The organism is Mucilaginibacter lappiensis, assembly GCF_900155965.1.
Classification (GTDB): domain Bacteria; phylum Bacteroidota; class Bacteroidia; order Sphingobacteriales; family Sphingobacteriaceae; genus Mucilaginibacter; species Mucilaginibacter lappiensis.
In genome coordinates this window covers 93,207-108,429 of sequence record NZ_FTMG01000013.1, presented here as the reverse complement: position 1 = coordinate 108,429, position 15,223 = coordinate 93,207, and the positions used below count along the sequence as shown (strand labels likewise).

Annotated in this window: 16 protein-coding genes; 4 read left to right on the top strand and 12 right to left on the bottom strand. The window is 40.5% G+C overall.

Annotation, left to right across the window (positions count from 1 at the left end):
* Positions 1-214 precede the first annotated feature (214 nt).
* From BW976_RS21275 to BW976_RS21225, 12 genes are all read right to left on the bottom strand, one after another.
* Complete coding sequence (locus BW976_RS21275) at positions 215-3,151, bottom strand: lantibiotic dehydratase (RefSeq protein WP_175614154.1); 2,937 nt, start codon at positions 3,149-3,151, stop codon at positions 215-217.
* Positions 3,152-3,215: 64 nt separating this feature from the next.
* Positions 3,216-3,545 carry a hypothetical protein gene (locus BW976_RS21270; protein WP_139332374.1) on the bottom strand — a complete coding sequence of 110 codons (330 nt, stop codon included), beginning with the start codon at positions 3,543-3,545 and terminating at the stop codon, positions 3,216-3,218.
* Positions 3,546-3,681: 136 nt separating this feature from the next.
* Positions 3,682-4,821, bottom strand: coding sequence for an MDR/zinc-dependent alcohol dehydrogenase-like family protein (locus tag BW976_RS21265; RefSeq protein WP_076376256.1), 1,140 nt, complete (start codon positions 4,819-4,821; stop codon positions 3,682-3,684).
* A gap of 15 nt (positions 4,822-4,836) precedes the next feature.
* Positions 4,837-5,703, bottom strand: a complete 867-nt coding sequence (locus BW976_RS21260) for a hypothetical protein (RefSeq protein WP_076376254.1) — start codon at positions 5,701-5,703, stop codon at positions 4,837-4,839.
* Between the two features lie 25 nt (positions 5,704-5,728).
* Positions 5,729-6,982: a radical SAM protein gene (locus BW976_RS21255; protein WP_076376252.1), complete on the bottom strand. Its 1,254-nt coding sequence runs from the start codon at positions 6,980-6,982 to the stop codon at positions 5,729-5,731.
* Entirely contained in the window at positions 6,951-8,258 is a 1,308-nt protein-coding gene (locus BW976_RS21250) for a radical SAM protein (RefSeq protein WP_076376250.1), read from the bottom strand. Before BW976_RS21250 ends, BW976_RS21255 begins: the two co-directional genes overlap by 32 nt.
* 92 nt (positions 8,259-8,350) lie before the next feature.
* Positions 8,351-8,527, bottom strand: coding sequence for a hypothetical protein (locus BW976_RS29515; RefSeq protein ID WP_175614153.1), 177 nt, complete (start codon positions 8,525-8,527; stop codon positions 8,351-8,353).
* A 275-nt stretch (positions 8,528-8,802) separates the two neighbouring features.
* Positions 8,803-9,018 carry a hypothetical protein gene (locus tag BW976_RS21245; RefSeq protein WP_076376248.1) on the bottom strand — a complete coding sequence of 72 codons (216 nt, stop codon included), beginning with the start codon at positions 9,016-9,018 and terminating at the stop codon, positions 8,803-8,805.
* Between the two features lie 243 nt (positions 9,019-9,261).
* Positions 9,262-9,477, bottom strand: coding sequence for a hypothetical protein (locus tag BW976_RS21240; protein WP_076376246.1), 216 nt, complete (start codon positions 9,475-9,477; stop codon positions 9,262-9,264).
* Positions 9,478-9,811: 334 nt separating this feature from the next.
* Positions 9,812-10,024, bottom strand: coding sequence for a hypothetical protein (locus tag BW976_RS21235; protein ID WP_076376244.1), 213 nt, complete (start codon positions 10,022-10,024; stop codon positions 9,812-9,814).
* Between the two features lie 223 nt (positions 10,025-10,247).
* A complete protein-coding gene (locus BW976_RS21230) occupies positions 10,248-10,454 on the bottom strand; it encodes a hypothetical protein (RefSeq protein ID WP_076376242.1) in 207 nt (68 codons plus the stop codon).
* 179 nt (positions 10,455-10,633) lie between these two features.
* Positions 10,634-10,840 carry a hypothetical protein gene (locus BW976_RS21225; protein WP_076376240.1) on the bottom strand — a complete coding sequence of 69 codons (207 nt, stop codon included), beginning with the start codon at positions 10,838-10,840 and terminating at the stop codon, positions 10,634-10,636.
* A 452-nt stretch (positions 10,841-11,292) separates the two neighbouring features.
* Between BW976_RS21225 and BW976_RS21220 the strand changes: the two genes are divergently transcribed.
* Genes BW976_RS21220 through BW976_RS21205 form a run of 4 tightly spaced genes read left to right on the top strand, consistent with a single transcriptional unit; the run spans position 11,293 to position 15,213 of the window.
* Entirely contained in the window at positions 11,293-11,490 is a 198-nt protein-coding gene (locus tag BW976_RS21220; protein ID WP_076376238.1) for a hypothetical protein, read from the top strand.
* Positions 11,487-11,675: a hypothetical protein gene (locus tag BW976_RS21215; RefSeq protein ID WP_076376236.1), complete on the top strand. Its 189-nt coding sequence runs from the start codon at positions 11,487-11,489 to the stop codon at positions 11,673-11,675. Before BW976_RS21220 ends, BW976_RS21215 begins: the two co-directional genes overlap by 4 nt.
* Before the next feature lie 37 nt (positions 11,676-11,712).
* Positions 11,713-12,906 carry a radical SAM protein gene (locus BW976_RS21210; RefSeq protein ID WP_076376234.1) on the top strand — a complete coding sequence of 398 codons (1,194 nt, stop codon included), beginning with the start codon at positions 11,713-11,715 and terminating at the stop codon, positions 12,904-12,906.
* A 6-nt stretch (positions 12,907-12,912) separates the two neighbouring features.
* Positions 12,913-15,213, top strand: a complete 2,301-nt coding sequence (locus BW976_RS21205) for a peptidase domain-containing ABC transporter (protein WP_076376232.1) — start codon at positions 12,913-12,915, stop codon at positions 15,211-15,213.
* Positions 15,214-15,223 lie beyond the last annotated feature (10 nt).

Here is a 15,223-nt window from a genome sequence, read left to right as displayed (position 1 = left end):
ATCGTTGGCTAAAGCCGAACGGCAATGAATAAAAAACTCCGACAAGAAATGAAATTTGTTTGTTCGCTAAAGCTATACGGCAATGCGTTGAAATTTTAGTTGTTAATAAAAACCAAAATTCATTGCCGTCCCATTTATGGGGCGGAAAATATAAAATTGAAAATGGCTTTAGCCGAATAAATTAAAGGAGTGATTTTCTCGAGTTGAGGAGAGGTTATGCTTCAATGTGATTAGTCAATTGCCTGGTCTTGTAGCGAATCTTGCAGATAAGGGAAACATAGTATCTGCGTAACAATCCATATATCAGCAGCTCATTCCTGTTTTGTTGAGTCAAAAAGAAACGGTTAAGTGCCATGTGAATAACGCTGTTGACAATTTGCGAAGGCGTTTTATAATCGTGTGGATATTCTTTACAGGTTTGTTGAAGGGCAGAGAGGGTAAGCTTATTTTGTTCGGTGCGGGTTTTAAATATTTCTTTAAATACCCCATACGCTTCATTTTCACCGTTGATCATGGTTTCAATACCTTGCTTGTGCGCCCGGTATAAAGTATCAAAAGATACCTGGAGTTGTTTGGAACCGCCGGCACGGTTAAAAAAATCGATTTCCATTTGATACAACAACTCAATTTTACCGGCAATATCCAAATCAAAATCATTCATTAAGGTTTCAACGTTAAGTATGCCGATGAGCCAGTTATCTGGTATGGTAACACCACTTTTAAACAATTGCATGGCGGCACAACTGTCATGATAAAATAATTGCTCGCCATATTCCATGGTCGCGGTGCCATAGCGGTCAATCTCTGGAATGTAGGTGTCCGGCTCTATAGTCCATATCTGGCGACTTTCTATTTGGCTTTTTAACGCGTTTTTCAATTCAGCAATAACATTGGCATATTTGGCCACGGCATACGAAGCCATTTTTATCCTTAACCGCAGGTGATAATACGGATCATCATACCGGATAAAGAACCACTGCGAAATGATGCCTTCATCGATCATGAGGGTTAATAGCTGATAAATGGTTTCCAGAGCTTGCTGGAGAACTACTGGCCGTCCATAAATTTTATAATATATCCATTCATTTTGCTCGACAGGATGTTCATCGGGTTCCGGGGAGTGCTGGGTTGTTAACTCATCGTTTGTTGAGGCTGGAGCATTGCGCTTATCCAAAACCGGGATGATCATTTCGTGATGAAAACTATCGCCCTGATTTTTAAATAAGGTTGATGCCGGATTGCCTACATACTCCATCATGGTAATGCCATTTTCGGTAACCGCTTCCAGGAAAAGGGTGCAAGAAAATTGTGACCGGATATCAATCAGCATTTCTTTATCATCATTAGCTATGGTAAATAGCTGCGGAAATTTAAACCGGTAGTGTAATTCTTTCAAGGCCTTAACAGGGTCTGCAAGTCGTTCAGTTACAGAGTTAACCTCTTGTTGAGTGATATGCCATTGCGCCTTGGAAAGTATCAGGTGTTTGTAGGTAATGCGGGGAAGAAAAGACTCGCTTAACAGATGTCCCCAATACCAGGCAAATACCTGCTTGGGGTTTTGATATTGCAGTTCGCTCAAAAAACGATATACCGCCGGACCTTTGTAAAAATTATGATTACAAGTGAGTATAGGAATGATCCTTTTGTTTAACTTTTTGGAATGTAAAATGATCTCCTGGTTTTTAACCGAGATAAGCAGATCGGTTAAATGGATGTTTTCTTCGGACTGACCCAGGGCACCTGATTGAACATCAATGGTAAACCGCCGGAGGATTGGCCGGTAAATAGAATTGTCGATAGCATCGCCGGGGATAAATACTATTTCGGTAAGTATAACATCGCTATTTAAAGCATCCTCCTGGTTAATAAAAGCGGATAGTTGATCGCGCAGCCCGGGCAAACCATAGGCCGACTTACTCACCAAGGCCAATGCGGATGGGGCCGATTGCTTTTTGATAAAAAAATGAAATGATCCCTGATCGAGCTGGTCCGGCGAGGAAGCAACTAAATTTCCCTGCAAATAAAAGTTTTTAACCGCGGCCGACTGGTGGCTTTTAAAACGGTTAATATCATCGGCGGTAATTTCAACCTCTTTTTGGTTGTTGATCATTGCCTCGGCGAACTTTTTAAGTCGTAAGTTTTTTAAAACATCCGTTCTACCCGCTGTGTTTTCTTGCACGGACAGGGGAGAAATATGACCGTTGAAGGTACAGCTTTCGGTGTTGGAAGATGGGTAAATAATGCCGCTTTGCTGGTTGAGCGCTGTTAATAAAGGGATTTGAGCATCGCCATAATGGTGTGTAAATTCTGTAATGAAATGAAGCAGGTCATCATTGATATAAGCCGGTCCCAAAGCATTCAATTCCTCAATTTCGGTTAAAAGCGTGGTTGTTACCTTGTCAGGAATATTTAAATCAGCAGCATTTTGTACAAACAGATCGGCCTGTAGGTATTCTGATGACGAGGCCTCCGGATCATGAGCACTGAATAGGGTGGAGATATGTTCATGTACCCGGATCAAAGGCTTATCCAAGTGCAACTGGTGGTGGATATCTTTAATAAATGCGGCTAGTTTTTCGTTATCTGGATAGCGGCTGATCAAATCGATCAGTTCAATAAATGGATCTTCAGATTTTAAGAATACGGCAAATAGCTGCTTTTGTAAATGGCCAAGTGTGTATTCATCCTTTACGTCTTCCTCAAAACCCTGTAATTGATAATAATTAAATATTAAAGGACGATACGGCTTTTCGGCCTCTGATGTTTGTTCATATCCATTCCTGAGCAGGAAATCTGCAACTAGTTTTATCAGTATTTTAACCGGCTTACCTGCTAATCTTAGTTGCCTTAAGTTTTGCTCCTGATCGATAGCCAGGCTGGCTGCCCCTGCAGTTATAGTGCCTGCCGCATATCCTGCAAACAGCCCGAAAGGTAGTGGGCGGATACAGCACCTGACAAAATATTTATAAAGAGTTTTTAATAGCTTCTCTTTTTTTTTAGCATTTAGCTCACCATTCTCCAGCTTCCGTATTTCGTGGTAAACAGTAGGTGAGGCCAGCAAAATACCGTCTCTGAAATGATGGTGGTTGAGCAGATCTATGATGAAAATTTCTTCCTGTCCATTTGCTTCGGCAATGCGAAACTCCTCCATTTTTTTTAAGCTAAAAATGGGGAGCCTTAGAGAAAAAAAATCACATTGATAAGCAAAATCAGGGCTATCCATATAGTAAACCGTCTTCGGGTATCAGGTAGATGTCTAATAAGTTCAATTCTTTTAACCAAAAAAGAAAATCCTTCACGTTATCTATTTTAAACTCATCTAAAACAGGCACAGCCACTTCGCTCACCAGCTCTTCTTTCCAGGTGGTTTGGTTTTCAATAAAAGTATCGCCAGGGAGCAGATATATCGACCCTTTTTTGTTCAGATACCGCTGATCAAAAAGCCCCGGGTTACGCTCCAGGATGAAAGACCGGTTTTCCACAATCTCTTTACCAACATAGCAGGTTAAATCGCCGCCAAGGTTACTTAAAAAGGGAGCTGACATAATGGGGGATTTAGTTGCGTAAACCCATAACCTTTTATGCGTTAATGAAAATCGTGGTTCAATAACCGACAAACCCTGAACCGGGGAGCTGTGAAAAACTTTAAAGCTCATGATCAATAAATTAATTTTTGTCTACTTACTCGTACATACATACCACCTTACCTAACCTGTTGGTGTCGTTATATGACATCTCTAAAAACTCACAGGCATTTTTGTATGACAGGCTGTGGTAATTGCTTAAACTCAGCTTCTCATTAAGATAAAGATCAACCGCTTTGTCCAGATCGCGGGTAGTACCCAGGCAGTTACCGGTAAAGCTGATGTTGTTCATGATAAAGTGAACAAGCAAATTCTCGGGTAATTGCATGGTCTCGGTATCCGTACCAGGCGTGTTATATAAGGTGTTATTTTCAATTCCGCAGGTAACGTACCTGCCATTGAACCTAAGCAGGTAGTACAATTTTTTAAGATAGATATTACAGAACGGATCAATAATAGCATCTACATTGTTGTGCAGTATTTTAACTATTGCCAGGTCAATATCCTCATCCTTTGATTTGGTATTTACCAGGATAGTGGCATTTTTAATATTTAGTTTTTCCAGCTGCTGCGCCTTTTCTGTAGAAGAGGTGAGTACGTAAACATGTTTATACTTAAAGTTGGGCAGCATTTTTAATACAAACAGCGAGGTATTGGATGAACCACCGGTAACCAATAGCGTTGATTTGCTGTTAAGCTTAGCCTTGCGCAACATGCTCATGCCGGTTTGCGCGCCGATAGAAAATCCTGCAGCCACTTCCAGCGGAAAGGTTTCGGGAATCTTGTAAAGCTTCCGGAAATGAAGTATTTCTTTTTCTTTCGAAGTAGAATTGCTGGCCACACCGGCAGTTAAACCTGGTTTGCGCTTTTTAAGCAGGCGTATTTCCTCATAATTCCAGTTGGGTATCACGCGGTCGCCTTTTTGCAGACCGGTAACCAGGCGGCCGGTTTGTTCTACTTCGCCCACAAACTCAGATCCGATGGGCAAATAAGCCGTTTTGCAATTGTCGCTGATAAAATGCCTCGAAGCCTTCATGATAAAATTCAGGTCGCGATAGTTGAGCGAAAAGCCTTTTTTTCTGACCAAAACTTCATGGTCACCCAGTACTACATTCTCTTTTTCCGGAAAGCAATCATCCAGAACAAAATTTACGCGCTCCCCAAAAAAGCTCACAGCGAATTTACTGGCCGGGTTAGCCACTTCAAATTCAGGATGTACTACCGCTAATTGTTTCATAGGTGATATGGATAATTAATAAGCGTGGCTGTTAAGCACGGGTTTGGGGCAAGTGTTTTTAAAAGCACCCCGGTATGACAGGCTCACATCGTAATGTGTGGTGCCTTCTGTACAGCCTTCATGTATCATGTTTTCTGTAGGGGCTATATAGGCCTCGTAAGGCTGAATAGGAATTTTTACAACCGGGTACTCGCTAAAGTACCGCATAAAGTCGTTATAAAGGTTCCATTGTGAGTATTCCTTTACTACCGTTTTTTTGGTTTTCATCCATTCTATCATGGTATTGATAGGCTGATTGATAAACAGTAAGTGCCTTACTTCGGCGCCCAGATTTATACACATCCTCCGGCCGGCATGTTCGGTTTGGCCAATATCAAATCCGTCGAAATTATCAATGTGTAAGCCACCCAGCGCGTTAAACTTAAGGTATACGGTCACCGTTTCCAGGTTAGGCTGATTAAACGCGAATGATGGCGGCGGTACAGGCTGGCCTTCAATCAACAATGTTTTCAGATAAGTATTAAGGCCAATGATGCTTTGGTCCAGCTTTTCGCCGTAAAGCGCCTTGTAATGTTTAAATTTGAATTTACTGTTGATGTTTTGAAGCTTATATTCTTTCAGTTCTTCAATTACATGATCGGGCAGTTTAACAATATTGATAACGCTGTTCAGGTCTGGCTCATCTTCCCCCTCCTGCCCAAGCAGTATTTCCCGTTCGGTTTCGTTAGCGCTTCTCCATGGTTTTAATGGTTTAAAAGCATTATCCCGGTATTGTATCCCGTTTGACGCTGTACCCTTTGCTACCATTGTTCCTTCGCTAAGCCAAATTTTAGACTCCCAGTCTAAATGTGGATAAATTTTGATGCCATCTTGTATGATCATGATTTCAATATTTCTGGGTCAAATACTAATTTGTTACTAAGTCCTTGGGCTGCCTGTCGTTAAATATTTCCAGGTAATTAAACTTCTTGATCTGGATCTCTTCCTCCATATCAACCGACAGGCTATCCACTATCCTGTTTTGAATATGCGTGATCAGTTTGGTGAGGTCCATACAATAAACCGAAGTATTATTAAATGAATTAGATGCGCTGTAACGGTGCGGCAGATAACCGGAGCCGCATATACTCCGGATTTTGCACGATGAACACTCCCTGCATAAGTTGTTATGACTTTTGAAATAAAGGGTAGCCAGATCGGTATTCAGGCCTTCGTCAATTTCGTGGTTATGCACATTGGTATCGGCCTTGGTAAAAGAGGGGCCGCAAATTTTTAAGGAGTCGCCGGCTTCATATGAGCCGTCTGTTTCAATAACTATTAACTGGTTGTCACCTTCGCCCAGATCATCAGCCGAAACTTTATGGCCAAGTATCATTTGGACTATCTGGTTAAATTTTCTGATCCTTGGTCTTTTATTTTGGTTGGAGTCATTATACCACTCATCAAACAAGGCAATGAGCCAATCGCCGTAAGCAGTGGGCGACCCGTAAAACCGGGTAGCGGGTGAAGGTGCCGGCGGTAATTTATCCCAGTTAGAGTCTGGCAATAATATATCAAATGATTCGATGCCAATGGATTTGTGATGATGGTATAGTTCTTTGGGATCGGCATCAATGTTAATCACCGTTAATACAGCCGGTGATCTTTTACTAAACTGCGAGTCGCGGGCCAGTTGGTATTTTTCGATCACGCGGTCATATGATCCTTTGCCTTTATGGTCAATGCGGTACTTATCATTGGTTTCTTTATCACCGTCTAAACTAATGCCCAGTTTAATATCCAGCTCTTCAAACAGCTGCATCCATTCTTCATCAATAAGCAGGGCGTTGGTTTGTACTATGTAAACAATCTTTACATGATCGGCAATGTTTTCCCGGAAGATATCCAGGAAGCGACGGAAAAAAGCTTTGCCCGCCAGTAAAGGCTCGCCACCATGTAAAATGATGGAAACGGCCTGCATTTCGTGCTTTCTTGAAAATGAGTCGATCCGCCTGGCAAGTTTTTGGATGGTGAGGTCGCTCATTTTTTTAGGCTGCATCAAATAGCTGTCATCGCCCATATTGTACATATAGCAATAAGTACAGTTGAGGTTACATCTGCTGGCTATTTTAACAACAAAAGAAAATGATTTAGCTTGCATAGCTTTGGGCGTATATTTCATTGATGATTTCGGTATAGTTCAGTTTTTCAAGCGGATACAGATCCAGTATCTCTCTCGGAAGATTGTCTACCACGGTCGACTGGATCTCTGAAATCAGTTTGATGAGGTCTTTACAGTAAATAGACGGATTGTTGAATCCATTCACCTTACTGTAACGATGCGGCATATAACCACCTCCGCACATTTCTACAATCGGGCACCTTTTGCAGGTTTCGCTCAGGTATTGGCCATTGTGTACATAAGTGGCCACCAATTCTTTATCCAACGCATCGTCCAAAGCGTTGGTTTTAATATTGAGGTTTTGTTTAGTGATGCCATTTCCGCAGCTTTTGAGTACATCCGACGGCTCAATACCGCCGTCTGTTTCTATGACCAGCAACCCGTTATCTTTATTACCTATAGAATCTAAGGATGCCGATGCGCCCAAAACCTGCTTGATGAGCATATCAAACAACCTGATGTGCGGCCGGGCTGCTGATTTGTCATTAAACCAAAGATGGAACATGATCAGCATCCAATCGGCATAGGGTGTAAGTGATTTGGAAAACGGCCCTTTTGAGGGCACGAAAGGTGCTACCTGGTAGTTGGCCAATGGGAACAACAGGTCAAATGATTCTACATTAACTACGTTGGAGTAATGGTAGTATAATTCTACCGGGTCGCAGTTCAGGTTCATCACATTAAGTAAACCCACCCTGATCTTACCGGTTACCGGATGCCTGTTGTCTTCTAATTTATTAATGCCGGCTACCACCCTTTGGTAGGTACCTTTGCCTTTATGGTCAATCCGGAAAGCATCATTAATCTCCTCGGTACCATCTAGGCTAACGCCTATCTGTATCTTCAGTTCATTAAATAGTTTACCTATGCTGCGGGTAAGTAAAACCCCATTGGTTTGTATAAAGTAATTGGGGGTAATGTTGTGTTTTGCAAACAGGGCATTTGTTTTGTTAACAAAGTTTATAAAAAAAGCTTTGCCGGCCAGTAGCGGCTCGCCACCGTGAAATCCAAAAGCAAAAGCAGTTAAATGATGCTTGTGTACATGCTCAATAACACGCTCAAGCATGGTATCAATCACTTCCTCGCTCATGAATTTTGGCTGCTGCAAATAAGTTTTATCGCCCAAATTATACATGTAGCAGTAGGTACAGTTTAAGTTGCACCTGCTGGCTATTTTCAGAACCAAAAAATCAACCTGGCTTGTTGGGTTTGATGGGTTAGGTGAGTGATGCACTACCTCTAAGGTTTCGGTTTTTTCTGTTATCTGGGTTTGCATAATTTTAAGATAAACTGAGTTGTTATAGCCGCTTGTTAATTAAGTTTATTAGTATTTGCTTTTACCTCTTTAAGGTTATGAATGCGATGTTGCTAAAGACCTGAGGCGTCAACACCCGGGAATCTCTTCAGAAACAGTCGCGTCGATTTTTCTACTTTACCATTGTGCGTTCTTTTTAATTTTTCGCGAGGCTCGGCAACGGATAAACCATAATTTTTTAGTTGTAAATTATGTAGCCCTCCAATTAACGCTTTAATTTCTCCCGACATAATTTTTATGATTTGGTTTTTTTATTAAAACTAATGGGGTAATGATGGAAACCCAAACTTTTTCGACTAATTGAGTCTACTATAAGACGAATACATAATTCAACGGGGGTGTATGATTGATGACCAGTTAATATCTATTTAAACAGATATGCCGATGTGAAAATATGAAGTAAAAAACCCTGAAGAATGCGGCAAGTCTATGTAGTTAAAAACAAAACGGCCGGTAAGGTTTATCAATCATAAACTATACCGGCCGTTTAGAAATAAGGCAGCGACTACATGCAATCAGCGCCTCTGCTGAAAGTTCCGCTTACAGAGCCATGTATCACGCTTACAGGTGAAGTGCCTGTACCGCCAGAAATTGATTCACCAGCTTCTTTCAGTGCATCGTTTTCTAACTTTTTTAGTTTGGCGTACAATTCTTCCGGAGTTAATTCATCCAGATTCAGGCGGAAACTGTAAGTTCCTTTAGGGTCTTGGTTTTCTGACATAGCTTTAAAGTTTTAATTTATGAGTAAAGCTAAATGCCTGATACTTTGGGGCGAAACTTTTTCGACCAACTACGTGCTTTGAAGGTAAAAGATATAGCTCCGGGCTGACGAATGGAAATAACCGATATTTGAGAGAGAGGAATGGCTCCTGGTTTGTTTATTAATTAAGGAGCACAAAACAAAACGACCGGTATGGTTTATCAATCATAAACCATACCGGTCGTTTAAGGGAAAAACGGAAAACTACATGTTATCAGCGCCTCTGCTGAAAGTTCCGCTTACAGAGCCATGTACCACGCTTACAGGTGAAGTGCCAGTACCTCCAGAAATTGATTCGCCGGCATCTTTCAGCGCATCATTTTCTAGTTTTTTTAATTTAGCATACAATTCTTCTGGAGTCAATTCGTCCAGATTCAGACGGAAACTGTAAGTTCCTTTGGTTTCTTTGTTTTCTGACATGGCTTTAAAGTTTTAATTTTTAGTAAAGCTAAGTGCCTGATAATTTGATCTGAAACTTTTTCGACTAATGGATATCTCTTAAGGACGAATCCGTTTTAAACCATTGCAGTTTGATTTATTGACAAGGAAATGGTAAGCCTGGTTGGCGATGCAAGCTCTGGCAGATGCATCAAAAAATTAAATTCCACTCAATTAGAGCAGCTCTGGGCTAATGTATCAAAGTTGTTGGGTCGCCCTGTAGTTTGATAATAGGATAAAAATGTAATTGCCGGTTAAAAACAAAACCCGGCAGGTAAGTGCCTGTCGGGTTTTGATGTCGGTAACAGAACTACAATTACTGTGCAACAGACCGGCTGAAAGTACCGCCTACAGAACCGTGAATAACGCTTGCCCTGGCATCAGAAGCAGCACCACCTGCAATGGCTTCACCGGCTTCGGCCAGTGCGTCGTTCTGTAATTTTTTCAATTTGTCGAATAACTCTTCCGGAGTCATTTCATCAAGATTCAGCCTGTAGCTGTAAGTTCCTTTTTCTTTGTTTTCTGACATGGTTTTAAAGTTTTAATTTATAGTAAAACTAAACCTCTGATAAATTGAGGGCGAATTTTTTCGACCAATCAAAGCCACTTAAAGACCAATGTATAATAATTGGCGGGTGATGGTATATTTTGATGAATGCGTTTAAAAACACGATGAGTATAGAAAGCCGCTAAAAACAAAACCCGATGCGCTATGGCGCATCGGGTTTTGTTTTTAGCGCGTAGAGCTACAATTAGTTTTGAGCAGCCCTGCTGAAAGTACCGCTTACAGAACCGTGAACTACACTTACAGAGCTTTGTTTGTCGGCGCCGCCGGCAATAGATTCGCCTGCATCAATCAGTGCATCATTTTGTAATTTTTTCAGTTTGTCGAATAACTGCTCCGGAGTTAATTCGTCAAGATTCAGCCTGAAGCTGTAAGATCCTTTTTTTTCTGACATGGCTTTAAATTTTAGTTTGTTTACAATAAAGCTAATGGGGTTGTGATTTAAAGCGAAACTTTTTCGACCAATCAAAGCGGCCTAAAGACCAATAACGCTTTATACCTGTATGTATTCATGATCAACGACCGGTATGCTTCAAAAAGCCAGCGTTTTCATAACAGCCGGCTTTTTTGTCATCAGGTTCCCGGGTCAAAAGATTTACTGAATGTTCCTGCCCCAGAAGAGTGAAGAACGGTTGTTCCGGCCTGGGCCCCACCGGAAATAGATTCACCGGCTTCTTTCAATGCGTCATTCTGTAATTTTTTCATTTTGTTGAATAACTCTTCAGGAGTTAGTTCATCAAGGTTTAGCCTGAAGCTGTTAGTCCCTTTTTTTTCTGACATGATTTTAAATTTTAATTTGTTTATGATAAAACTAGCCGGACTATCAGCTGGAGTGAAACTTTTCCGACTAACTGCGCCATCTTTCAGGCTAATGATCAATTATCATAGATTTTATGACTTTAGAACCGGAAAAAATGCTGCACAATGAACTAAATTGACAAGCATATAACGCTAAGGCTAATCTTAGATATTTTCTCATGAATACATGGTGCAATTATGCCACTCATGCTGTTATAATAACGCTTCTATATTTATTGGTTTTTACAGGTAGTTATTTATGTGCAGAAAAACCAGTAACCTGCTCATTTTCATAAGCGGAAGGATTATGTCAATTAGTCACCCAAACCCCTGAATTGGTCGAAAAAATGAAGGCCTTAATTACATTCTTCGCTATAATTACATAAACAACAGCACAATTAAATCGAGTTAAACCTAAAAAGATTAAGGACATTATGAAAAAGGACTTAAATCATTTTAAACAAGCATTAGCTGCCCAGGATGATCAATCTATTTTGGATAATGAGGCATTAACAACTATAAACGGGGGCGATAAAGAGTATAAACCGCTTTATCATGATCCGGAGAAAAAGAATATATGGACCAAGAGTTCGGTAATTTTTGATCAGGACAATAACTATTATTCAAAATGAAAAAGAAAGACAAAAAATCAGCCCCGGCTGAGCATGACTTGAAGTCATCAGCAATTGAGCAGCTAAAACTCAAAGGAATTGAATTAGAAGGTGGTGATACCATTAGCGGTGGATTTATTGAAACAATGGATTCCGGTCTTCCGGGTTTTATTGAGGTACACGTAGATAAAAAAACTAATGGTTAAAAACTGACCAAAACATGATTGCTGATCCCTAAGCTAAATGAACTTGAATACGCTCGTTTTAAAAGTAGCAAGCAGATGTAATCTGAATTGCACCTATTGCTACGTTTACAATCTGGGCGATTTAACCTACCAGAATCAGCCGAAGTTTATGTCGGTAAAGGTGGTTGAAGCGATTTTGCAAAAGGTATCGCGGCATTGTGAAAAGCATAATATCAGGAGTTTTCATTTTGTTTTTCATGGGGGCGAACCTCTTTTGCAAAGTATGGTGTTTTTCTCGGAGTTTATCAAAAAGGCCAGAGAAATCATTAAACCGCAAACGCATCTCCATTTTGCCGTTCAAACCAATGGTGTGCTTTTGACCAAAGAATGGTGCGAATTTTTTTTGTCAGAAGCGATAACTATCGGCATCAGTTTAGACGGCTACGAGGAAATTCATGACAGCAAACGTGTTGATCATGCGGGTAACGGATCATATGAAAAAGTTTTAGAGGCTATTAACCTGGTGAATAGTTACCAGGGCAAGCTAAACCTGGGCATATTAACGGTTATCAATACCCAGGCAGATCCGGACAGGTTATATCAGCAAATAAAGAGGCTAAATATCAGGAGCTTTAATTTGCTTTTACCTTATGCTTCCTGGGACGTTCCGCCACCGGATTGGGTTAAAAATGCAACAGTGTATGCTGACTGGCTGATCAAAGTTTTTGACCGCTGGTATGTTGATGATAAGCCCAAACCATCTATTCCCATATTTGAGCAAATACTGGGATTGTGCATAGGGTTAAAACAAAGCTCACAATACTTCGGAGGCGAAAAGCTCGATTTTTTGATCATTGAAACTGATGGGAGTATTGAGGTTTCGGGCGCGTTAAAAATATGCGGGCATGGTATGACCAAAGAAAACATGAACATTTTGGAAATAGATCTGGATACCGCATTACAAAATAACCAGCTGAACCTGCACTATAACAGTCACCAGGAATTGCCTTATCCATGTTGTAACTGCAAGGTTGTCAGTATTTGCGGCGGAGGCTTTTTACCCAACCGGTATAGTGCGTTAAATGGGTTTAACAATCGTTCGGTTTACTGTCATGATTCGCTCAAGTTAATATGTCATATACATAATACACTAATGAATAGCCTGCCGCAAAAGGTTTTAAGTAAAGCAAAAAAGAACTTGCTTTCGTACGATAATGTTTTTAATGAAATACATTCAATGATGAGCTATTAAATAATAATGATGAAAAAGAAATTTAAATTTCATAAGCAGTTAGACCACATGGATTGCGGCCCCACTTGTTTAAAGATGATCGCATCATATTATGGCAAAGATTATTCATTAGATTTTTTAAGGGCTAACTCATTTATTACCCGCCAGGGGGTTAATTTGCTTGGTTTGGGCGAAGCCGCTGAAAAAATCGGCATAAAAACATTGGGTGTTAAAATTACGTTGAACCAACTGGTTGAGGATGTTCCACTGCCTTGTATCCTGCACTGGAACCAGGAACACTTTGTTGTGCTGTACGATATTCAATTAATTAAAGGAGGATTATTATCCAAAAATAAAAAACTGAAGTTTTTGATCGCCGACCCGGGACACAATCTGATATCTATTGACCAGGCAACTTTTTCAAAGTTCTGGATGAATACCGGCGATCATAAAGGGGTGGCATTGATCCTGGAGCCAACTATTGAATTTTATAATCAGGAAGAAAACAACAAAACAAAATCAAGCGGATTTAAATTCCTGTTTAAATATATAGCGCCGTATAAAAAGTATGTTGTTCAGGTTATCGTGGGGATGTTGTTAAGCAGTCTTATCGCCCTGATATTCCCGTTCCTGACGCAAAGTATGGTCGATTTTGGCATACAACGGCATAATATAGACTTTATCTACCTGGTTCTTTTCTCCCAGCTTTTCCTGTTTGTAGGCGGTATGACGGTTGATATGATCAGAAACTGGATGTTGCTGCATATTAATACACGGGTGAGCGTAACCATCATTTCCAATTTCCTGGTTAAGCTCATGAAACTCCCTATCAGTTATTTTGAGTCAAAAAACGTAGGTGATATTACACAAAGGATCAATGATCACCACCGTATCGAAACGTTTTTAACAGGTTCGACACTAAGTACGCTGTTTTCTATCATCAATATATTGATATTCTCCATTGTACTGGGTTCCTACAATGTTAAGATATTGGCCATTTTTGCAATTGGTAGTACCATTTCCATTGCCTGGGTACTCCTCTTTCTGAAAAAACGTAAGGATCTTGATTATGTACGTTTTCAACGTATGCGTGAAAATCAAAACACCATATATGAGTTGGTTACCAGCATGCAGGAGATTAAACTGAACAATTGCGAAAGAACCAGGAGATGGGAGTGGGAGCGTATACAAGCCCGGTTATTTAAAGTAAATATCCAGAGTCTGGCTCTGGAGCAATACCAGGAAATAGGTTCGTCATTTGTTACCCAACTTAAAAACATCCTGATATCATCCACAGCTGCTTTTTTAGTGATCAATAACAGCATTTCGCTTGGGGTTATGCTCAGTATATCGTATGTGGTAGGGCAAATGAACAATCCGCTTAACCAGATTATCGGTTTTGTAAGGAGCGTTCAGGATGCCAAAATAAGTTTGGAGCGGTTAAGCGAGATCCATGACCAAAGTAATGAGGAGATCGACCTATCGACCAAGGCTGGAAAAGTAAACAAAGAGTTGTTTGAAACGAGCGAAAGTACCGACAATGTGATCAATAGCCAGATCATCAACGGGAAAACCTATAATACCAAAAGAGGTATACACCTGGATAATGTTTCATTCCAGTATGGCGGCTCGCAATCCGTTAAAGTTCTTAAAAACATTGATTTGTTTATACCAGAGGGTAAAGTGACTGCGATTGTAGGATCAAGCGGCAGCGGAAAAAGTACCCTGTTAAAATTGTTGCTGAAGTTTTACCCGCCAACAGAGGGCCAGATCACGATAAACGAATCGGATATATTGGACCTGTCTGCCAGGGACTGGCGGAAAATTTGCGGAACGGTGATGCAGGAAGGTTATATTTTCTCAGATACCATATCGCGCAACATTGCCGCCAATGAGGATACCCCTAACGAGGAAATTTTACAACATGCTATTAAAGTTGCCAATATTCAGGACTATATTAAAAAACTTCCGTTAGGGCTTACTACCAAAATAGGCAATACGGGTACCGGGATGAGCGGCGGCCAAAAGCAAAGGATATTTATTGCCAGGGCTGTGTATAAACAACCTAAGTACCTATTTTTTGATGAGGCCACCAGTGCGCTTGATGCCAATAACGAAACGGTTATTATGCAAAACCTGCATGACTTTTTTAAAGGGCGAACCGTATTGGTTATTGCTCACCGGTTAAGTACCGTAAAAAATGCCGACCAGATTGTAGTGATGGAAAACGGAACTATCATTGAAGTGGGTAATCACCTGGAGCTGGTGCAAAAAAGAGGTAAATATTATGAGCTTGTTAAAAATCAATTAGAATTGGACGCTGCTTAAATTTTGGATT